Raw genomic sequence first — 21,556 nt, 5'->3', positions numbered from 1 at the left:
ACATGGCAAGTTGCCAGCCAACAGATTAATGTTTTCTGGCATTTTCTCTAAGCAGTTTCGCCAGTTCTTTGGTTTTGTCATCCACAATGATTTGGTTTGCTGGCATCAATTTGATGCTGGTGATAGTTATCTTGAGCTGGCGCACGTAATTACGGCAGTTATGACAAATAAATAAATGCATTTTGAATGCCATAAGTTGCCCAAATGACAGATCTTGATCCAGATAGTCACTGGCAAGTTGTTCAATTTCGCGGCATTTAAGCATGTTAATCATTATCCTGATATTGAGCGATTTTCTGTTGAATTGCTGACCGCGCACGATGCAGCAATACTCTTGCATTGGACGCAGAGATGTCGAGAATATTACAAATTTCTGTCATTGATTCGCCTTCCAGATCGTAAAGGCTCAATACAGCTTGCTGTTGTGGTGGAAGTTGATCGAAGGTCTGGCTGATGATGTCGCTGAGTTCACTATTGGCCAGAATAGCTTCTGGGGTTTCCAGTTCCCATTGAGCAACCGGTTCTTGCCAATGCCCACTATGATCAAAACGATCATCTGTTTCGCTTTTTTGCCAATTTTCATCCAGCGAGACCTGACGTTTTTCTCTGCGAAGTCTGGTTTTGGCGGCGTTGGCTGTGATTTGAATCAGCCATGTATTCAGGCTGCTGCGACCGGCAAATTCACTCAATGAACGAATGGCTGATATCCAGGCATCCTGAGCAATTTCTTCTGCGAAGGCTTCCCCGATAATGGCTTTGGCGATGGTTACCATTCTTGGATGATATAGCGCTACAGCCGCTTCAAAAGCAGTTGAGTCACCTTCAAGCATGGCGGCAATTAATGCGGCATCATTCTCAAAATAGTGTGAAGCATGCTTGTCTATCATTGTGTTAATGAATCCTGACGCCTACGGTTTAGCCAAATGTTTCAACCAAATAATGCTTCTTTTACTGGATGGATATGTTTTTCAGGGAAATGCATAAAATTTTGTAACAAATGATTTGCTGGTCAGTCTATGTCAACAAGCCCGGTTATGAAAGTCGGGTTAATAATGTGACCCAATACATAAGGAATTTAAACATGACTATGAACAAAAAAACTTCTATCGCGTTGGCTGCCAGTGCAGCAATGACTGCAGGTCTGGCTTTTTCACCCATTGCTGCTGCAGATAGCAACCCATTCCAATCAACTGAATTAAGTAGTGGTTACATGCAACTGGCTAAACATCACGAAGAAGGCAAATGTGGCGAAGCCAAGTGTGGTGAAGACACTAAAAAAGATGCTGAAGGTAAATGTGGTGAAGCCAAGTGTGGTGAAGACAGCAAAAAAGATGCTGAAGGCAAATGTGGCGAAGCTAAGTGTGGAAATAAATAAACATTTGTTTAAGCAAGCGAAAAAACAGGGGCCTCGGCCTCTGTTTTCCTCTGGGAATAACTATTATGATTCAGTTGCTTAAAAGTGTGCAGTGGCTAATAAATATCATCCGAAAAGTGGATTTTTTGGCACCTTTATTATTGAGAGCTTACTTGATACCGGTTTTCTGGGTAGCTGCCAATAACAAATGGAATCCCTTCAATCCCGAGAGTTCATTACAAAACACCATAGACTGGTTTGCCAATCCGGACTGGGGATTGGGGTTACCGTTTCCCGAGCTGATGGCTTATATGGCCTGGGGGGCTGAGTATTTTGGTGCTATTTTATTATTGCTGGGACTGGCTGTACGCTGGGTCAGTATTCCACTGATGATTACCATGCTGGTTGCTGCGTTCAGTGTGCATTGGAAAAATGGCTGGCAAGCAATTCATGATCCGATGAGCGCTTTTGCTGCTGAGAATGCTGGGGAAGCAATAGATCGTTTGGACCGAGCCAAATCAATACTTCAAGAATATGGAAATTATAGCTGGCTTACGGAACATGGCAACTTTGTTGTACTCAATAATGGTATAGAGTTTGCCGCAACTTATTTTGTGATGTTGCTGGCATTGTTCTTTATCGGGGCTGGTCGATATATCAGTGTTGATTACTGGTTAGCCAAACGTTACATGCCTAATGAGGTGAATCATGTGGATTCGTAAAAAACATCCCTGGGATATTCCTGAGTCAGAAGTCACGGATTATCAGGTCTATTTGAATCGCCGACAATTTATTAATGGTGCGGCGGGTTTGGCTGCCGCAAGCACAATACCGCTTAGCTTTGCTGCTAAAGCCCCCTCAGGGGAAGCTTATGCTGACCTTCAACCCAGTGACTTTTCTACTGAAGAAAAACTTACGACCTATGAATCTATTACCTCCTATAACAATTTTTATGAATTTGGCACTGACAAGGAATCTCCTTCTGCATTAGCCGCCGATTTTCCTGATCGTAGCAAGCCATGGATGATTACTGTTGATGGCGAGTGCGATAAACCGGGGCAATATGATTACAACGAGCTGATAAAAACGCAGACCTTGGAAGAGCGGATTTATCGGCTGCGTTGTGTTGAAGGCTGGTCAATGGTTATTCCCTGGGTAGGCTTTCCTTTAGCCGAGGTGTTAAAGCAGGCTCAACCCAACTCCAAAGCCAAATTTGTTGAATTTACGACGTTGTATGATCCTGAACAAATGCCAGGGCAACGTCGTCGCGTGCTCGATTGGCCCTATCGGGAAGGACTACGTATGGATGAAGCGATGCATCCTTTAACATTGCTGGCCGTTGGTTTGTATGGCCGTGAAATGCCGGGACAGAATGGGGCGCCGATTCGTCTGGTGGTTCCGTGGAAATATGGTTTTAAAAGCATCAAATCAATCGTGCGAATCCGTTTTGTTGAAGAAATGCCATTAACTGCCTGGGTTCAGGCCAATGCCGGCGAGTATGGTTTTTATTCTAATGTAAACCCGGATGTGAACCATCCACGTTGGAGCCAGCGACGGGAAAGACGCATTGGTGAGTTTCTTAAACGAGAAACGCTGATGTTCAATGGCTATGGAGACGAAGTCGCAGAGCTGTATAGCGGCATGGATCTTAAACGATATTTCTGATGCAAAAACATATCACCAGTCTGAAACGGCTGGTTTTTATTATTTCGCTATTACCACTTAGCTGGCTGATTTATGCGTTACTGACCGATCAGTTGGGTGCTAATCCTATCGAAGCGGTGACCCGAGATACCGGCGTGTGGGCGTTACGGTTTATTATGGTGACATTATTGATTTCACCGCTACGTAAACTGACGGGTATCAACCAATTTATCCGGTTTCGCCGAATGCTGGGATTGTTTGCCTTCTTTTATGCCAGCGTGCATATGCTGTTGTATCTTGGAATGGACCAGTTTTTTGATGTACACGAGATATGGCTGGACATTGTGAAACGTCCTTTTATAACCATTGGCTTTATCAGCTTTGTCTTGCTGATTCCATTGACGATTACTTCTACCGACAAGATGATGAAACGGCTAGGTGGCCGTCGCTGGAAAAAATTACATTATTTAATTTATCTTATTGTCGTGCTTTCTTGTGTGCATTTTTATATGCTGGTTAAGCAAGATAAAACTGAACCATTAATTTATCTGCTCATTACTTTTTTATTGTTGGGATTCAGATTATTCATTCAACACCGACGTAATCAATCTACCGCTTTATAAATCCCGATTAACCAGATCTCGCAATAGTTTTTCGTTATTAGCTTTTTCCATAAGGTTTTGATTTTCCTGTCAGAATGCTGCTGTAGCGTGCTTTTGTCGGAGTTCCGGAGTGTGAATTAAACAAAAACTGTTACAATGTGCGACTAGTTTTCATCGCGTTATGATTTAAGAAGGTAAATATGACTGATTTTGTCGATCACGATCCACAAGAAACGCAAGAATGGTTGGACGCCCTGGAGTCCGTGCTTCAAGCAGCCGGTGACGAAAAAGCCCACTTTATTATTGAAAAGCTTATTGATAAGGCCCGCCGAAGCGGTGTAAACCTTCCTTACAGTGCCAACACAGCCTATGTAAATTCTATTCCGGTCGATCAGCAGGAGCGCATTCCTGGTGATCAGGCGATGGAGCATAAACTCCGTTCATACATTCGATGGAATGCTATGGCGATGGTGGTTAAAGCCAATATGAAGCCTGGCTCCGTCGGCGGTCATATCGCTACGTTCTCATCAGCCGCAACACTTTATGATGTCGGATTTAACCATTTCTTCAGAGGCGACAATCATGAACATGGCGCCGATTTAGTGTTTCTGCAAGGCCACTCTGCTCCAGGTATCTATGCCCGTTCATTTCTTGAGGGCCGACTGACTGAAGAACAACTGAATAATTACCGTTTTGAAATCGATGGGAAAGGACTTTCTTCCTACCCGCATCCATGGTTAATGCCAAATTATTGGCAATTCCCGACGGTGTCTATGGGACTTGGCCCAATTCTTTCTATTTACCAGGCACGATTCATGAAGTACATGCATCATCGTGATATTGCTAAAACAGATGGACGTCACGTATGGGCATATCTGGGTGATGGTGAGATGGATGAGCCAGAATCATTAGGTGCCATTACCCTGGCCGGACGCGAAAAACTTGATAACCTGATATTTGTAGTAAATTGTAATCTGCAACGACTTGATGGCCCGGTCCGCGGTAATGGCAAAATCATTCAGGAGCTGGAAGCATTATTCCGTGGTGCTGGCTGGAATGTCATAAAAGTTATCTGGGGTAGTGGCTGGGATCAATTACTGGCACGTGATACCAAAGGCTTACTGCTGAAGCGCATGGAAGAAGTTGTCGATGGCGAATACCAGAATTATAAGGCCAAAGATGGAGCATATGTTCGTGAGCATTTCTTTGGCAAATATCCGGAATTACTGGATATGGTTTCGGATATGACTGATGAAGACATCTGGCATCTCAGCCGTGGTGGACATGACCCACGCAAGATCTATGCTGCTTATAAACGTGCTGTAGATCATGAAGGCCAACCTACAGTCATATTGGCGAAAACGGTTAAAGGCTACGGTCTCGGACAAGCAGGTGAAGGTCAAAATACTACCCACCAGCAAAAGAAAATGGGGCTGGAGCATATGAAACGTTTCCGTGACCGTTTCAATATTCCTATTTCTGACGATGAAATTGAAGAAATTCCTTACGTCAAACTTGATGATGACAGTGATGAGAAAAAATATCTCTTGGAACGACGTAATGAGTTAGGTGGTTTTATACCAAAACGTAATAATAATGCTCCGGCTCTGGAAATTCCTTCTCTCACCATCTTCGATGCGGTGCTTAAAGACAGTGGTGACCGCGAATTGTCTACGGCCATGGCTTTCATGCGTGTATTAACGGCATTAATACGTGATAAGAAAATCGGTAAAAATGTTGTACCAATTGTTCCTGATGAAGCTCGAACTTTTGGTATGGAAGGCCTATTTCGTTCAATTGGTATCTATTCATCTTCGGGCCAGAAATATGAACCGGAAGATTCCGGCAAGGTCATGTGGTATCGCGAAGATACTAAAGGCCAGATTCTCCAGGAAGGTATTAACGAAGCTGGATCAATGGCTGAGTGGGTTTCTGCGGCCACTGCATATTCCAACTACAACGTCAATATGATTCCTTTCTACATTTATTACTCGATGTTTGGTTTTCAGCGGGTTGGTGACCTATGCTGGTTGGCGGGAGATATTCAGGCTAAAGGTTTTTTGATTGGAGGTACTGCTGGTCGTACAACTTTGAACGGCGAAGGATTGCAGCATCAGGATGGACATAGTCTGATTCTGGCAAATACTATTCCTAATTGTATTAGCTATGATCCAACTTACGCTTACGAAATCGCTGTTATTGTTCATGAAGGCATGCGGCGTATGTATGAAAACCAGGAAGGAGTGTTTTATTACTTAACTGTAATGAATGAAAATTATGGACATCCCGCTATGCCTAAAGGCGTCGAAGATGGCATCATCAAGGGGCTTTATCAGCTGAAGTCTGGTGGCAAACATAATATAAAAGCCCAACTTTTAGGCAGTGGTACGATTCTACGTGAAGTTGAAGCTGCAGCTGAAATGCTGGAAAAAGACTGGAATGTCTCCGCCAATGTGTGGAGTGTGACCAGTGTGAACGAACTGGTGCGTGAAGGTATGGATGTTGACCGTTATAACCGCCTGCATCCAACTGCTGAGAAAAAACGTAGCTACATTTCACAGTGTCTGGATGATCAACAAGGCGTTGTGGTGGCTTCTACGGACTATATGCGTCTTTATGCCGAGCAATTGCGCCCATGGATAAAACAACGTTATGCCGTATTGGGTACTGATGGATTTGGTCGTAGTGACACCCGTGAAAAATTACGCAGCTTTTTTGAAGTGGATCGTTATCATGTGGTAGTTGCTACACTCAGCGCGCTGGCTGATGAAGGCACAATTAAATATGATGTGGTTGCTAAGGCTATCAAACAATATAAGATTGATGTCGAAGCAGCAAATCCAGTGAAGGTCTAAAACATGGCAGATTTAATCGAATTAAAAGTTCCGGATATCGGTGATTTTGACAATGTTGAAATTATCGAAGTATTAGTTGCCGAAGGTGATTCAATCAGTGCCAATCAGGAAGTGATCACTATTGAGTCTGACAAAGCGATGATGGAAATCCCATCATCGTTAAGTGGCACGATTAAGGAAGTAAAAGTCAAAGTCGGCGATAAAGTTAGTGAAGGAGCGGTTATCGCTTTGATTGAGTCAGCTGACGATGACGTCGAAAAAAATGATAAACCGACTGGAAAAACAGTTGAAAACAAACCAGTAGAACAAGAAAAACCTGCTGCGGCTGAGAGCAAACCGGAGCCAGCTCCTACGCTTGCCAACCCTGAGGCTGAAAGAGCAGAAACACTTCCATATGCACCTGATACAGGATCGTCCAAAAAGCTATCACACGCTTCCCCTTCGGTAAGACAGTTCGCTCGTGAATTGGGTGTTCCGCTGGCTGCCGTAGTGGGTAGTGGTCAAAAAGGACGTATTTCCAAAGAAGATGTGCAGAATTTTGTTAAACAGGTGATGAACACACCCGTACCAAAATCTGCTGAAGGCGCCGGAATTCCAGCTGTTCCAGTGATCAACTTTGAACAGTTTGGCGAAATCGAAAGCAAAGAATTATCACGAATCAAGAAAATTTCCGGCAAACATCTGCACGCCTGCTGGTTGAATATTCCACATGTAACACAGTTTGATGAAGCCGATATCACCGAACTGGAAGAATTCCGTCAGGAAAATAAAGATATGGCTGCCAAGAAAGGTGTCAGCCTGACGCCATTGGTGTTCATTATGAAAGCCGTGGTTGCCTGTCTGAAACAGTATCCGGAATTTAATGCTTCATTAAGTGAAGACAAGCAAAGTCTGATTTATAAAAAGTATTACAACATCGGTGTGGCCGTTGATACGCCAAATGGCCTGATGGTGCCGGTCATCCGTGATGTTGATAAAAAAGGCTTCCTGGACTTGGCAGGTGAATTGGGCGAAATCAGTGCCCGTGCCCGTGAAGGAACCTTAACGGCCAAGGATTTACAGGGCGGAACATTCTCTATTTCCAGCCTGGGTGGTATTGGCGGTCAATTCTTCACGCCAATCGTCAATGCACCTGAAGTCGCTATTCTGGGCGTCAGTCGTCACCAGATGAAACCAGTCTGGAACGGAAAAGAATTTGAGCCTCGACTGATGTTGCCATTATCCATTTCTTATGATCATCGGGTGATTGATGGCGCTGCCGGTGCACGATTCACTGTAATGCTGAATCAGATGTTGTCAGATATCAGAAAGGTCTTGTTATGAGTTTGATTGAAGTCAAAGTACCGGATATCGGCGATTTTGATACGGTTGAAATTATTGAAATTCTGGTTGCTGAAGGTGATTCAGTTAGCGAAAATCAGGACATTATTACGCTTGAATCTGACAAAGCCGCAATGGAGATTCCAAGCTCAGCTGCTGGCATCATCAAGTCAATAAATGTCAAAGTAGGTGATAAAGTTGCACAGGGTGATGTGATTCTGTCAGTTGAAAGTGAGGCAGACTCTGCAGCTGAGGAAAAACCAGCTGAACCCAAACCAGAAGCAGATAAGCCAAAACCTGCTGAAACAGAAAAGCCTGCGGAAAAATCCAAAGCAGCACCTGTTGCTAAAGCAGAAATTCCAACTGATGCTGACATGCATGCTGAGCTAGTGGTTTTAGGTTCCGGTCCTGGTGGTTACACGGCAGCATTTCGTGCTGCTGATTTAGGCAAACAGGTGATTCTGATTGAACGTCACCAACGAATTGGTGGAGTGTGTCTGAATGTTGGTTGTATTCCTTCAAAAGCTCTATTGCATACAGCACACGTTATTAATGAAGCAAAACATATTGCTGAAAATGGTGTGACCTTTGGCGCCCCAAAAATTGATATTCGCAAAGTCGCAGATTGGAAAGACGGAATTGTTTCTAAGCTGACCGGTGGATTATCAGCGTTGGCCAAGCAACGTAAAGTGACTGTGGTACATGGTGAAGCACAGTTCTCCGGTACTAATTTAATGCAGGTCAAGACAGAAGAAGGCGATAAAACCATCAGTTTTGAAAACTGCATTATTGCTGCTGGTTCACGGGTAACAAAAATCCCGGTGTTTCCGAATGATGACCCACGGATGATGGATTCTACCGATGCACTGGAGCTCGAGGATATTCCGAAGAAGCTGCTGGTCATTGGTGGCGGTATTATCGGCCTTGAAATGGCGACCGTTTACAACGCTCTGGGTTCTGAAATCAGTGTTGTCGAATTACAGGACAGCCTGATCCCCGGTGCCGATAAGGATCTGGTTAAACCTTTGCATAACCATATCCAGAAACAATACAAAGCGATTTATCTGAAAACCAAAGTCAGCAAAATCGATGCGTTAAAATCTGGCCTGAAGGTCACCTTTGAAGGTGATAATGCGCCAGATCCACAAACCTACGACAAGATTCTGGTCGCAGTGGGCCGTTCACCCAACGGTAAACTGATCAATGCAGAAGCTGCTGGTGTGGATGTAAATGATTATGGCTTTATTAAGGTCAATCAGCAGATGCAGACCAATATGCCGCACATCTATGCAATTGGTGACATTGTCGGTCAACCGATGCTGGCCCATAAAGCAACACATGAAGGTAAAGTGGCTGCAGAGCATATTGCCGGAAAAAAAGTGGCCTTTGATCCGATGACCATTCCTTCAGTCGCTTATACCGATCCTGAAGTTGCCTGGATGGGTCTCAGTGAAGATGAAGCGAAAAAGCAGGGCATTGATTACGTTAAAGGTGCTTTCCCATGGGCTGCCAGCGGTCGTAGTTTGAGTGTCGATCGTGATGAAGGTCTGACTAAAGCTTTGTTTGATAAGGAAACAGGACGTTTATTAGGTGCGGGTATTGTCGGACCAAATGCCGGTGAATTAATTGCTGAAGCGGTATTGGCACTGGAAATGGGAGCCGATGCAGAAGATATCGGATTAAGCATTCATCCTCATCCGACTTTGTCAGAAACGTTTGCCTTTGCAGCGGAAATGGCCGAAGGCAATATCACGGATCTGATTCCTCCACGTAAAACATTACATTCCAAGTAAAAACAGGCAATCCGTTCGAGACTTTTGTCTCGAACGGATAAATAACCTCACTTTAGCAATCAGTAATGAACTGCTTTTCATGCAGCGAAACCGACCGGTGATAAATTAGCTATGACCAGAGAAGCTACTTTGCTTAAACCCCCGCTAAAATGGGCTGGTGGCAAACGCTGGTTAATTTCCAGACTGTTGAAACTATGGAAACAGTTTCCGGATTATCGTCTTGTCGAGCCGTTCTGTGGTGGCTTGTCGGTAGCGTTGGGATTAAATCCCGATAAAGCATTGTTAAATGATCTGAATCCGGCTTTAATCAATTTTTATCAACAACTGCAGCAAGGCCTGACAATTGATTTGCCCCTTGCAAATGATGAGCAGCTCTATTATCAATACCGTAAACAGTTCAATGATATTTCAGCCCATACAGACGCTGAACGTGCTCAATTATTTTATTATCTTAATCGTACTGGTTATAACGGCCTGTGTCGTTTTAACAAAACGGGTGGTTACAATGTGCCATTTGGCCGTTACAAAACAATCAATTATGTAAGCGATTTTGCACCTTACCAGTCGGTATTAAATCAGTGGGAATTCAGCAATATGGATTTTGCCCAGCTGGATATTCGACAGAATGATTTTATTTATGCTGATCCGCCCTACGATGTGCCATTTCGGCAATATTCCCAGCAGGGGTTTGACTGGGATGACCAGGTCCGATTAGCCGAGTGGCTGGCAAAGCACGACGGACCAGTGGTGCTGTCAAATCAGGCAACAGATAAAATAAAAAAACTCTATCGTGATTTGGGGTTTACCCTGCAATTTCTTGATGCACCCCGAACAATAAGCTGCAAAGGTGATAAACGGCAGGCTGCAAGAGAAGTGCTTGCTTTGCGCGGATTTTGATACAATAACAGATTCTTTTTTACATTCTTCGATACAGGATTTCTTCCCCCCATGTCTGACATCAAAAAAGTCGTTCTTGCCTATTCTGGCGGTCTGGATACTTCCGTTATTCTTAAATGGCTGCAGGATAAATATCAATGTGAAGTGGTGACCTTTACAGCTGATCTGGGTCAGGGTGAAGAAGTTGAGCCGGCACGAGCAAAAGCAAAATCGCTGGGCATTAAAGAAATTTATATTGAAGATTTACGTGAAGAATTTGCTCGTGATTATGTGTTCCCAATGTTTCGTGCCAATGCCATCTATGAAGGTGAATACCTTTTAGGTACATCAATTGCCCGTCCTTTGATTGCCAAACGTCTGGTTGAGATCGCGGCTCAAACCGGTGCAGAAGCTGTCTCACATGGCGCTACTGGTAAAGGCAATGATCAAGTACGTTTTGAATTGGGCGCTTATGGCCTGAATCCAAATATTAAAGTGATTGCTCCGTGGCGTGAATGGGATTTGTTATCCCGTCAAAAACTATTGGATTACGCCGAGAAACACGGTATTCCGGTTGAAATGAAACAGGGTAAAAAATCACCTTATTCGATGGATGCCAATCTGTTACATATTTCTTATGAAGGTGGCATTCTTGAAGATCCATGGGCTGAAGCAGAAGAAAGCATGTGGCGTTGGTCGGTGTCACCGGAAAATGCTCCTGATAAAGCCACTTATCTTGAACTAAGCTATGAAAAAGGCGATATTGTAGCGATTAATGGCGAACGTTTAACCCCTGCTCAGGTGATGATTTATCTAAACAAGGTTGCCGGTGAAAATGGTGTTGGTCGCCTAGATATTGTTGAAAACCGTTATGTCGGTATGAAGTCCCGAGGTTGTTATGAAACACCAGCCGGTACAGTTATGCTTAAAGCCCATCGTGCTATTGAGTCATTAACACTGGATCGTGAAGTCGCTCATTTGAAAGATGAACTGATGCCACGTTATGCCAGCATGATTTACAACGGTTACTGGTGGGCACCGGAACGTTTGATGATGCAGACAATGATAGATGCATCACAGACATCTGTGAACGGTGATGTCAGAATTAAACTTTATAAAGGTAACGTCATAGTTGTTGGTAGACAGTCAGCCACCGATAGTCTGTTCGATGAATCTATTGCTACATTTGAAGATGATGCTGGTGCCTACAATCAGAAAGATGCAGAAGGCTTTATCAAATTAAATGCCCTAAGGTTAAAAATAGCAGGGAAGAAGAAATAGGCATACGGATCTGCCGGAGTATTTATGAAACATAGTGAACATGAAGAGCGAACTGCTGAATGGATGCGACTAGCGCTCTCAAAAATGAAACAATATGAGATTCCTCCCACACCAGTAAATTATGCGCTTTGGTTTGAGTACGTTTCCGGTACAAATCTAGCGTTGGTAGAAGCCGTAGACAGTGAAATTGAACTAACAGGGAAAATAACTGAACAGCAAGTACGCTTGTTGCATGAACAATTCTTTGATGATGATAAAGATAGGGCTGCGATGTTTGAAATGCGTCAAGAGCTTGCCCGTCTTCTCAAACAGACTTTGAACTATATTTATACCGGTGTGACTACAACCGATCGTAGTAACAGCCATTTACAAAGTATGCTGACGCGCTTGCAACCAGATTTAAATCGTCAGCAATTGCATACACTCATCGAAGAGGTGCTTATTGAAACCCGACTGGCAGTTTCGTCGGGTGAATTACTCAACGAGCAGTTAAATGGTGCAATGGTAGAAGTTGCTGCACTGAAAAAAGAACTAAGCGATTCCCGTCGAGAATCAATCACAGATAGTTTGACTGGATTAGCCAATCGTAAACATTTTGATGAGTTGATCAGCGAGATGATCCGTGATGCTGATCAGAACGGCATCGATGTGTCAGTGATTTTTTGTGATGTGGATATGTTCAGTGTTATCAATGAAAAACATGGGCAGTTAGTAGGTGATCAGGTCTTAAGAGTGATTGCTGAGTTGATGAGGAAATCGCTGAAAGGACGTGATTTAGTCGCTCGTTATGGAGGTGAAGAGTTTGCTGTTATTTTACCCAACACCAGCATGCAAAACGCCCGTCAACTTGCTGAAAGTATTCGACAGGATATTGCCGGGAAACGGATTCAACGCAAGGATACCCGTGAACCACTTGGCACTATCACCATGTCATTTGGTGTGGCGCGTTATGTTCCTGGTGAAGGTGTTGATAGTTTCCTACAACGTGTTGATCGAGCGGTTTATCTGGCAAAACGCAGTGGACGCAACAATGTCTCAGACGCACCGCCGCCAATTATCTGATTAAAAACTATCAGTAAAATAAACTTCTTCGAGTGGCAATTGCCCTGCTCGGGGGCGCGCATCTTCCAGCTTTTTCCCAACGGTAATCATCATTACAATAATATGATCATGGGGCAGGTTAATGATGCGAGCGACTTTATCAAAGTCAAAACCATCCATCGGGCAGGTGTCATACCCCATGCCTCTTGCCATCAACATAATATTCATGGCTGCAATGCTGGCCGAGCGAACGCATTCATCACGCTGACCTTGATGGTGATTGGCATAATAATTTTCGATTGCTGGCAGTATGGCATTTTGTGCAGCCTGTGGTGCATGTTGCCAATAACGTTCAGGCTGTTTTTCCCAAGCATTTAAATCGGCACAGAGTACCAGCAATAAAGAGGAATCTACCACCTGGGCCTGCCCCCAGGCCGCCTCCAAAATCTGCTGACGCTTTTCAGTATCCTGTATTCTGACAAATCGCCAGTGTTGAATATTAAATGCGGTGGGTGACAGGATGGCATGTTCCATCAACTCATTCACTTCTGCTTCAGTCATTTGATGTGCCGGGTCATAGTGTTTGACCGAGCGACGAGTTTGAATCGCTTCTTTTATATCCATCAGTTTTGGAATGCTACTCAGTTTAGTTCGATTTTCAGATACAGCCATTGTTGTTCATCCTGATGGCTGCGATAGGTTGTTGTATTAGTTTGCTGGCGTTGTTGTTCACCAATCTGGCCAATTAAAATCCATTGGTTTAGCGGACCATTGACAGTAGTTAGTAAGCTGGTTGTTGAGATATCGCCATTACGCTGCATCTTAGAGAATAAGGGCAGGATATCGACACGGGCCTGTTGATTGCCGAGAATATTCACTCTTGCCTGAAAGCCATTATCCAGTTGAATGTACTGGGTCGTTTCCTGAACCGCAATACCACCATGAGGGTAAAAAATAAGCTGTTGCTGATTATCAGCGACAGCACGGCCCATTTGTATATCAATAGGCTGACCGGCAATACCCCTTGCCTGATATTGCTGATCCCTTTCTCGACTGTCTTTGGTGGACCAGCGATTTATTTCCACCGATGAATTTTTCGGGTTCTCTAAATCGATATTAAATCGATCGTCAGCATACTGTTCATCATTGAGCTGTTGCTGGGCACGCAGCACGGTGACGGTAAGGCTCTGCTGTCTGCTGTCCAGCTGTTTGGCCAGTCGTTCGATCTCCTGAAAACTTTGCGACGAACTTTTGATAATCAACAGGTTATCGTGGCCATTAATAGTCGTGTAGTTGTCTATCATAGGCTCAATCATTGGCAATATTTCGGACGCAAGACGGTGTTGCAATTCAATGGTTCTTATCTGATCAGCAACTGCAGGTAATGCTAATAATAAAAATAGTATCGAATAGATAATTTTCATAAATTTAACCGCCTTGTCGCAACATCTGCAAAGCTGTGATTCCAGCATTCTTCAAATTGTTGTTTGAGTTCCCGGACTGTCAAGGGATCATGCAGATTGGCCTGACCTTGATAGCGTTGATTGTTGAGACAGCGTAAATAGCCGGAATGATCCACCAACATCACTATATTTTTGGGTCGTTGTTGTTTTTCCGAGAGAATATGCACGCTGATCGAACTGGTGAGTTTAGATATTAACGGTAGCAGTCGATGGGAATTCATGATGCTACTCTGGGTTTCATCAACTAATATTCTTATTTGGGTACGGCGGCTATTGATGCAAAGTTGTTTCAAACAGTCGATTACTGCCGGATTATCAAGTAAAACCATATCCAGATCACTGCCCAGAAAACAGATTTCCCGCTGGGCGGTTTCCACCAGGGCCAAGACAGCCGCAGCTGCCTCATGTTTTCCATCAAATGCGATGATTTGATTAGTTTCGGCCTGGTTAGAATTATCAGTCATTTAACAATTTTTTGCCTGTTCAACAGCATTACCGATATAGCTTGCAGGTGTCATATCTTTCAATGCAAATTTAGCGGCCTCTGGCAAATCAAGCGTCTCAATGAATTCATGCATGATTTGTTTGTTGACTCTCTGTCCACGGGTTAATTCTTTGAGTTTTTCATAAGGATTCTCAATTCCATATCGACGCATAACCGTCTGGATTGGTTCCGCTAATAATTCCCAGTTGGCATCCAAATCTGCGGCCATTGTTTCGGGAGCAGCTTCGAGTTTGCTAATACCTTTGAGTGCAGAGCTGTAAGCCAGCATGGAGTGAGCAAAACCGACACCAATATTGCGTAACACGGTGGAATCGGTCAGATCACGCTGCCAGCGGGAAATAGGCAGCTTCATCGCCAGATGATCGAATGTTGCATTGGCAATACCCAGATTACCTTCCGCATTCTCAAAATCAATTGGATTAACCTTGTGTGGCATGGTGGATGAGCCGATTTCGCCTTTGACGGTTTTTTGTTTGAAGTAGCCAATAGAGATGTAGCTCCAGACATCACGACAGAAATCAATCAGCACGGTATTAAAACGAATCATTGCTTGGAACAGTTCAGCAACATAGTCATGCGGTTCGATCTGGGTGGTGTATTTGTTCCAGCGCAGTCCCAGTCCGGTGACAAACGCATTCGCCATCATTGGCCAGTCAACATTTGGATAAGCCGCATAGTGGGCATTGTAGTTACCCACAGCGCCGTTCATTTTCCCGTAAAGCAATACTGCGGCGACGTGAGTGCGTTGCAGTTCAAGGCGTTTTACAACATTGGCTAATTCTTTACCCAGTGTGGTGGGAGAGGCCGGTTGACCATGAGTCCGAGCCATCATCGGAGTTTTGGCCTGTTCCTGTGCCAGTTTCTTCAGCGCACCTATTAAGGTGTCCATTTCCGGCAGAATAACGTTTTCCCGGGCATTTTTAAGCATGATGCCGTAAGCGGTGTTATTGATGTCTTCCGAGGTGCAGGCAAAATGCACAAACTCATTTACCGCATCCAGCTCGGCGTTGTTTTTGAATTTACGTTTAATGAAATATTCAACCGCTTTCACATCATGGTTAGTTTCACGTTCGATAGCTTTGATCTCAGCCGCATCTTCTACCGAGAAATCATTCATCAAATCGTTGAGAAATTTTTCGGCGTCTTCACTTAGTTTTGGTACTTCCTGGATATCTGCATTGGCGCCGAGTAAATGTAACCAGCGGCATTCCACTTCAACACGGGCTCGCAGCAGACCATACTCACTGAAATAGGGGCGTAAAGCCTTTGTTTTATCGGCATAACGACCATCAACTGGTGAGATGGCAGTAAGAGCAGTTAATTCCATGAAAACTCCATTAAAAATAAGCTGAAAATTGGCCGAAATTATAGCAGAACTCAGCCCTGATTCTGGATTTGATTCAGTTTGCTTTGTGAATTTGCGTTAAAATAACGGCCATCTTAGTTTCAACTTCGGAGCGTTTTCGTGCTGCAAGAATATCAAACACATGTTGAAGAGCGTGCCGCAGAGGGTTTACCGCCTCTGCCGTTAGATGCAAAACAGGTATCTGACATCATTGAAGGACTTACACAACCTCAAAACACTGATAGAGAAGCACTGATTGATCTACTGGTTCACCGCGTTCCTCCCGGCGTGGATAAGTCAGCTTATGTTAAAGCGGGCTTTCTGGCGGCGATTGCCAAACAGGAAACACAATGTGATTTGATAACACCGGTTTATGCGACTGAACTGCTTGGTACCATGATGGGGGGATATAACATCCAACCTCTAATCGAATTACTGGATTATGATGCAACCGCTGAGGCAGCAGAAACAGCACTGTCAAAAATCGTCATGGTTTATGACGCTTATCATGATGTCGTGGAAAAAGCCGAAACAAATGCTTATGCAAAACGGATTCTGCAGTCTTGGGCGGAAGCCGAATGGTTTTTATCCCGTCCGCCATTAGCCGAAGAGATTACGCTTACAGTATTAAAAGTTCCTGGTGAAACTAACACCGATGATTTATCGCCAGCGACAGAAGCCTGGAGCCGTCCTGATATTCCATTGCACGCAAAAGCCATGCTGGTCAGTAAAATGCCAGATGCGCTAGACAAGATTATTACGCTGAAAGAAAAAGGGCATCCATTAGCTTATGTGGGAGATGTGGTTGGTACCGGATCTTCACGTAAATCTGCGATCAATTCTGTGCTCTGGCATATGGGACATGATGTGGCTTACGTCCCGAACAAACGTCAGGGCGGCGTTATTTTAGGTAACAACATTGCGCCTATTTTCTTTAATACTGCGGAAGACTCTGGTGCCTTGCCAATAGAATGTAATGTCGATCAGCTTGAAACGGGTGATGTGATTACCATCAAGCCCTATGAAGGCAAAATTTACAACGAAGCCGGTGAAGTCGTTTCTGAGTTCACTTTACGGCCTACCACTATTGCTGATGAAGTGCGTGCCGGTGGTCGTATTCCTTTGATTATAGGTCGTGGTTTAACCGATAAAGCCCGTGAAACATTGGGTATGCCACCATCAGATGTTTTCAAACGTCCGGTCGAACCCGTTCATAGTGATAAAGGCTTTACGCTGGCGCAGAAGATGGTCGGTGTGGCCTGTGGTGTGGAAGGTGTACGCCCAGGTGCTTATTGTGAACCAAAAGTCACTACAGTCGGTTCTCAGGATACGACGGGTGCAATGACTCGTGATGAGCTGAAAGAATTAGCCTGTCTCGGTTTCTCCTCTGATTTGGTGATGCAGTCTTTCTGTCATACAGCAGCTTATCCAAAGCCTGTTGATATTAAACTTCAGCATGAATTACCTGAATTCATCAGTACCCGTGGCGGTGTGTCATTACGCCCGGGTGACGGCGTTATACACTCATGGTTAAACCGTATGATTTTGCCGGATACCGTCGGTACCGGTGGTGATTCACATACCCGTTTCCCGATTGGTATCAGTTTCCCTGCTGGGTCAGGTTTAGTTGCGTTTGCCGCTGCGCTTGGCGTAATGCCATTGGATATGCCGGAATCAGTATTAGTACGTTTTAAAGGCGAAATGCAGCCGGGTATTACTTTACGTGATCTGGTTAATGCCATTCCCTATGCCGCTATTCAGCAAGGGTTGCTGACGGTTGAAAAGAAAGGTAAGAAAAATATCTTTAATGGCCGCGTGTTGGAAATCGAAGGTTTACCTGATTTAAAAGTCGAGCAGGCGTTTGAATTATCTGATGCCTCTGCTGAACGCAGTGCCAATGGCTGTACGGTAAGGTTAAATAGAGAACCGATTATTGAGTTTCTCACCTCAAATATTTCGTTAATGGAATGGATGATTGCTGAAGGCTATGAAGATGCCAGAACGCTGCAACGCCGCATTGACGCAATGCGTGCCTGGCTGGCTGACCCGCAATTGCTCAAGCCGGATGCTGATGCAGAGTATGCTGCCGTTATCGAGATTGATTTGAATGAAATCAAAGAGCCATTACTGGCTTGTCCGAATGACCCGGATGATATCAAGCCATTATCCGAAGTCGCTGGTGCTCATATTGATGAGGTGTTTATCGGTTCCTGCATGACCAATATCGGTCACTATCGAGCAGCCGGTAAAGTGCTGGAAAAAATGGGTAATCTGCCTGTTAAACTGTGGGTTGCTCCACCGACCAAAATGGATCAGCATCAATTAACGGAAGAGGGAATTTACAGTATCTTTGGTCGTGTTGGTGCCCGCACTGAAACTCCGGGTTGCTCGTTGTGTATGGGTAACCAGGCACGGGTAGCTGATAATGCCACGGTGGTTTCAACCTCTACCCGTAACTTCCCCAATCGTCTGGGTAATGGGGCCGAGGTGTATTTATCGTCTGCAGAACTCGCGGCGGTGGTTGCCAGTATGGGACGCCTTCCAACGGTTGCCGAATATCTGGAGAAAGTCGCTGGTATTCAGCCGATGGCGCATGAAATCTATCGTTATCTGAATTTTAACGAGTTGGAGCACTATCAACGTGCTAAAGCTAGTTAACCTGAGATCGGTTTAAGCAGACGTCAAAGCGAGCCTGTGAAGTGAGTTCATATCTTGTTCAGAGAGCATGATGGAGGGTTTATCTTCTTTCAGGCAATAGGCGATAAGCCCACCCATGAGGTTCAACATGAAGCCATGCAGGCTTCTGTGCCGGGAATGCTCGATTTGAGAGATATTCTTCAACTGATCGTTGATGGTTTCAATGATGAAACGCTTTTTGAGTAATATCCTGTCCCAGAGTGATAATAGCTTCGGTTTCATGTTTTTACGAACATTGGTGATGAGTTCAATGCCCTGGTCATAGAGCTTTCCGGAGAGCGCCTGACTGATATAGCCCTTGTCGGCATAGAGCTTACCGAACAAGCCTTTGACCATTGTTGGAACGGGTTCACGGTCATCGACGTTAGCCGGTGTGAGCTTGGTATCCAGAATATCACCGCGATGATTGATAAGCAGATGTAGCTTAAAGCCGTAAAACCAGCCCATAGTGCTCTTGCCCCGGGTGGCCACACCGTCAAAGACCTTGTGGCGAGGGATCCGCAGGTTGTGGCAAACCTTGATGCTGGTGGAATCGACAAAGGCTATCCCCGTTGCCGAGCCTTTCAGATGCGTGAAGTACGCACACAGTGGCACCAGTACGCCTGGCATAACCTCTAAAAACCGGGTGTAGCTGAGCAGTTCGGGGAAGGCATCGCGTAGGTGTCTTGCCACATGATGCAGATAAAAGCTTTTGAAATTGCGATAGTTGGAGCGATGAAACTCGATAATGATGGTCATGATCTCCGCTGGCGTCATTCGCCCCTGACGTCGTCGTTGACGTTGCCCCGATTGGAGTAGCGTTTTTTCCCATTCTGGAATAAACACACGACAAAAATCATCGACGTCACAGAAAATTTCAACTAACTTGTCCATGCCTGCTTACCTTTGTGATCAAATTATTCTTGCTCGAAAGATCTGATCCGTAAGCAGGCACTTAGTTCATTTTCTTATCCCGAGTTCAGGTTAGTTAAACTGATAACTCACAGAAACCAAAAAGGGCTGTTTTTACAGCCCTTTTTTTATGACTATTATTGGTGAAGCCTTATTAGGTTTGAGTGTGTAACTCTGATGCTGCCTGTAATAATTTATTGCTCTGCAGTAAAAACTGCCAGCGTCTGCCACCTTTCTGTCGCCATAAAACCGCGGCTCTTATGCCGGTTAATAATAACGCTCGAATGCGATTGACATTGTCGGCCTGTTGCAAAAAGCCTGAATCACCAAAAACCTGAATACGCGGTGTAAGTTCACTGACGGTACGCTGATAAATATCGGCAAAACGGGCAATGACCTGAGGGCTGGTGATGCTACCAAAATACTCAACTTGTTGAGGAATCTGATCCAGTTCACGGGTAATCAGATCCAGCATCGCAGGGTGCTTTGACAGTTTGCGTTGCAAATGCAAAATCCCGATTGCATAGCGTAACACCACAATATCGCCAGGTTGTTTACGTTTCGATAGCTGATTATTGAACTGACGAATACCGGTTTTTAATTTACTGATTTCACCATAAACCGATTCGGTATCAGGTGCATCCATCACCAGTAAACTCTGCAGCATGGTCTGCATATCATCATTATCGACCTGACCTGTTTCAGCAATCTGTTGGACCAAAGTCACAGATTGCATCAAAGCGGAGAGGGCGATGACCCGATCATGAATAATTGTTTTCTGATTCATGGATGCATCCCCGGAGCGTTGGTATCGATAATAATGCCACCGCCCAGACAGACATCATCCTGATAGAACACCACAGATTGTCCTGGGGTGACGGCGCGTTGTGGCTCATCAAATTCAACCTGAATATTGCCCTGTTGATCCTGAGTGATTAGACAGGGCTGATTTGGTTGACGATAGCGGGTTTTTGCACTGGCTCGACATGGCAATTCCGGGGCATCGCCTGCCACCCACGAGAGTTGTTCAGCGGTCAGTTTAGTGCTGTAAAGCCACTCATGTTCACCTTGAACAACATATAAAATTCGCTTTTGCATATCCTTGCCAGCGACAAACCACGGTTCACCGCTGCTGTTTTTACGACCACCAATGCCAAGGCCCTGGCGTTGGCCGAGGGTGTAATACATTAACCCTGAATGTTCGCCAATTTTTTCGCCTTCCGGGGTGCGCATTTCGCCAGGTTGAGCCGGGATATAACGTCCCAGAAATTCACGGAAGCGTCGCTCACCGATAAAGCAGATGCCAGTGCTGTCTTTTTTGTCGTGATTGATAAAGCCTGCTTTTTCGGCAATCTGACGCACTTCAGTTTTTGGTAATTCGCCCAACGGGAACAGGGTACGTGATAATTGCGCCTGACCAAGGGTATAAAGAAAGTAACTCTGGTCTTTGCTGTTATCCAGGCCTTTTAATAACTGAAACTTACCATCATGTTCGCGCACTCGTGCGTAATGCCCGGTGGCGATCAGATAGCCACCCAATTCCATAGCATGATCCAGAAAGGCTTTAAATTTGATTTCACGATTACACAGAATATCGGGATTCGGCGTGCGCCCCGCTTTGTATTCATCAAGGAAATGCTTGAATACATAATCCCAGTATTCCATAGCGAAATTGGCTTCATGAAAAACGATGCCCACTTTATCAGCAACGGATTGAGCATCTTTGCGATCATCTTCGACAGTACATTCGCTTTCATCCGCGTAGTCGACCCAATTTTTCATAAACAGACCCTCAACATCAAAGCCTTGCTGTTTAAGCAGCAACGCTGCGACAGAGGAGTCCACGCCGCCGGACAGGCCGACGACTATTTTTTTGTGTTCAGACATAA

Annotated in this window: 20 protein-coding genes; 11 read left to right on the top strand and 9 right to left on the bottom strand. The window is 44.7% G+C overall.

Translation table 11 applies throughout. The features are described 5' to 3' along the window. Positions 1 to 25: 25 nt before the first annotated feature. Complete coding sequence (locus Q7A_RS10180) at positions 26 to 265, bottom strand: zf-HC2 domain-containing protein (protein WP_014707273.1); 240 nt, start codon at positions 263 to 265, stop codon at positions 26 to 28. Position 266: 1 nt separating this feature from the next. Next, the gene (locus Q7A_RS10175; protein WP_014707272.1) at positions 267 to 887 is read right to left on the bottom strand and encodes an RNA polymerase sigma factor; all 621 of its coding nucleotides are present in this window, start codon (positions 885 to 887) and stop codon (positions 267 to 269) included. Positions 888 to 1,081: 194 nt separating this feature from the next. On the opposite strand from Q7A_RS10175, the gene Q7A_RS10170 reads away from it, so the two are divergent. The 10 genes from Q7A_RS10170 (at position 1,082) to Q7A_RS10125 (ending at position 12,787) form a co-directional block, all read left to right on the top strand. Beyond that, entirely contained in the window at positions 1,082 to 1,375 is a 294-nt protein-coding gene (locus Q7A_RS10170) for an HvfA family oxazolone/thioamide-modified RiPP metallophore (protein ID WP_014707271.1), read from the top strand. 65 nt (positions 1,376 to 1,440) lie between these two features. Further along, entirely contained in the window at positions 1,441 to 2,076 is a 636-nt protein-coding gene (locus Q7A_RS10165) for an HvfX family Cu-binding RiPP maturation protein (RefSeq protein WP_014707270.1), read from the top strand. Beyond that, entirely contained in the window at positions 2,063 to 3,019 is a 957-nt protein-coding gene (gene msrP / locus Q7A_RS10160; RefSeq protein WP_014707269.1) for a protein-methionine-sulfoxide reductase catalytic subunit MsrP, read from the top strand. The genes Q7A_RS10165 and msrP overlap by 14 nt, the downstream gene beginning before the upstream one ends. Beyond that, entirely contained in the window at positions 3,019 to 3,621 is a 603-nt protein-coding gene (locus Q7A_RS10155) for a protein-methionine-sulfoxide reductase heme-binding subunit MsrQ (RefSeq protein ID WP_014707268.1), read from the top strand. Before msrP ends, Q7A_RS10155 begins: the two co-directional genes overlap by 1 nt. A gap of 179 nt (positions 3,622 to 3,800) precedes the next feature. Continuing rightward, positions 3,801 to 6,455 (top strand): pyruvate dehydrogenase (acetyl-transferring), homodimeric type, encoded by a 2,655-nt coding sequence (aceE, locus tag Q7A_RS10150; protein WP_014707267.1) that lies wholly within the window; start codon positions 3,801 to 3,803, stop codon positions 6,453 to 6,455. Between the two features lie 3 nt (positions 6,456 to 6,458). After that, a complete protein-coding gene (gene aceF, locus Q7A_RS10145; RefSeq protein ID WP_014707266.1) occupies positions 6,459 to 7,778 on the top strand; it encodes a dihydrolipoyllysine-residue acetyltransferase in 1,320 nt (439 codons plus the stop codon). Continuing rightward, positions 7,775 to 9,568, top strand: coding sequence for a dihydrolipoyl dehydrogenase (gene lpdA, locus Q7A_RS10140; RefSeq protein WP_014707265.1), 1,794 nt, complete (start codon positions 7,775 to 7,777; stop codon positions 9,566 to 9,568). The genes aceF and lpdA overlap by 4 nt, the downstream gene beginning before the upstream one ends. 111 nt (positions 9,569 to 9,679) lie before the next feature. Further along, positions 9,680 to 10,465: a DNA adenine methylase gene (locus Q7A_RS10135; RefSeq protein WP_014707264.1), complete on the top strand. Its 786-nt coding sequence runs from the start codon at positions 9,680 to 9,682 to the stop codon at positions 10,463 to 10,465. A gap of 51 nt (positions 10,466 to 10,516) precedes the next feature. Then, positions 10,517 to 11,725: an argininosuccinate synthase gene (locus tag Q7A_RS10130; RefSeq protein ID WP_014707263.1), complete on the top strand. Its 1,209-nt coding sequence runs from the start codon at positions 10,517 to 10,519 to the stop codon at positions 11,723 to 11,725. A 24-nt stretch (positions 11,726 to 11,749) separates the two neighbouring features. Continuing rightward, complete coding sequence (locus Q7A_RS10125) at positions 11,750 to 12,787, top strand: GGDEF domain-containing protein (RefSeq protein WP_014707262.1); 1,038 nt, start codon at positions 11,750 to 11,752, stop codon at positions 12,785 to 12,787. Here Q7A_RS10125 and Q7A_RS10120 read toward each other — a convergent pair whose 3' ends face one another. The 4 genes from Q7A_RS10120 to purB are packed head-to-tail and all read right to left on the bottom strand — an operon-like array spanning position 12,788 to position 16,061. Next, on the bottom strand, positions 12,788 to 13,438 hold the full coding sequence (locus Q7A_RS10120; RefSeq protein ID WP_014707261.1) for a nitroreductase family protein: 651 nt from the start codon (positions 13,436 to 13,438) through the stop codon (positions 12,788 to 12,790). Beyond that, positions 13,408 to 14,190, bottom strand: a complete 783-nt coding sequence (locus tag Q7A_RS10115) for a secretin N-terminal domain-containing protein (protein ID WP_014707260.1) — start codon at positions 14,188 to 14,190, stop codon at positions 13,408 to 13,410. The genes Q7A_RS10120 and Q7A_RS10115 overlap by 31 nt, the downstream gene beginning before the upstream one ends. Beyond that, positions 14,187 to 14,693, bottom strand: a complete 507-nt coding sequence (locus Q7A_RS10110; RefSeq protein WP_014707259.1) for a DUF7931 domain-containing protein — start codon at positions 14,691 to 14,693, stop codon at positions 14,187 to 14,189. The genes Q7A_RS10115 and Q7A_RS10110 overlap by 4 nt, the downstream gene beginning before the upstream one ends. After that, positions 14,694 to 16,061 carry an adenylosuccinate lyase gene (purB, locus tag Q7A_RS10105; RefSeq protein ID WP_014707258.1) on the bottom strand — a complete coding sequence of 456 codons (1,368 nt, stop codon included), beginning with the start codon at positions 16,059 to 16,061 and terminating at the stop codon, positions 14,694 to 14,696. 138 nt (positions 16,062 to 16,199) lie between these two features. Between purB and acnB the strand changes: the two genes are divergently transcribed. Further along, positions 16,200 to 18,737, top strand: coding sequence for a bifunctional aconitate hydratase 2/2-methylisocitrate dehydratase (gene acnB, locus Q7A_RS10100; RefSeq protein ID WP_014707257.1), 2,538 nt, complete (start codon positions 16,200 to 16,202; stop codon positions 18,735 to 18,737). Positions 18,738 to 18,749: 12 nt separating this feature from the next. Here acnB and Q7A_RS10095 read toward each other — a convergent pair whose 3' ends face one another. From Q7A_RS10095 to mnmA, 3 genes are all read right to left on the bottom strand, one after another. Next, on the bottom strand, positions 18,750 to 19,649 hold the full coding sequence (locus Q7A_RS10095) for an IS982 family transposase (protein WP_014707256.1): 900 nt from the start codon (positions 19,647 to 19,649) through the stop codon (positions 18,750 to 18,752). A gap of 172 nt (positions 19,650 to 19,821) precedes the next feature. Next, a complete protein-coding gene (gene hflD, locus Q7A_RS10090) occupies positions 19,822 to 20,454 on the bottom strand; it encodes a high frequency lysogenization protein HflD (RefSeq protein WP_014707255.1) in 633 nt (210 codons plus the stop codon). After that, on the bottom strand, positions 20,451 to 21,554 hold the full coding sequence (gene mnmA, locus Q7A_RS10085; RefSeq protein ID WP_014707254.1) for a tRNA 2-thiouridine(34) synthase MnmA: 1,104 nt from the start codon (positions 21,552 to 21,554) through the stop codon (positions 20,451 to 20,453). Before mnmA ends, hflD begins: the two co-directional genes overlap by 4 nt. Between the last annotated feature and the right edge of the window lie 2 nt (positions 21,555 to 21,556).

It is taken from the genome of Methylophaga nitratireducenticrescens, from assembly GCF_000260985.4.
Lineage (GTDB): Bacteria > Pseudomonadota > Gammaproteobacteria > Nitrosococcales > Methylophagaceae > Methylophaga > Methylophaga nitratireducenticrescens.
This window is presented reverse-complemented; position numbering and strand designations above follow the sequence as displayed.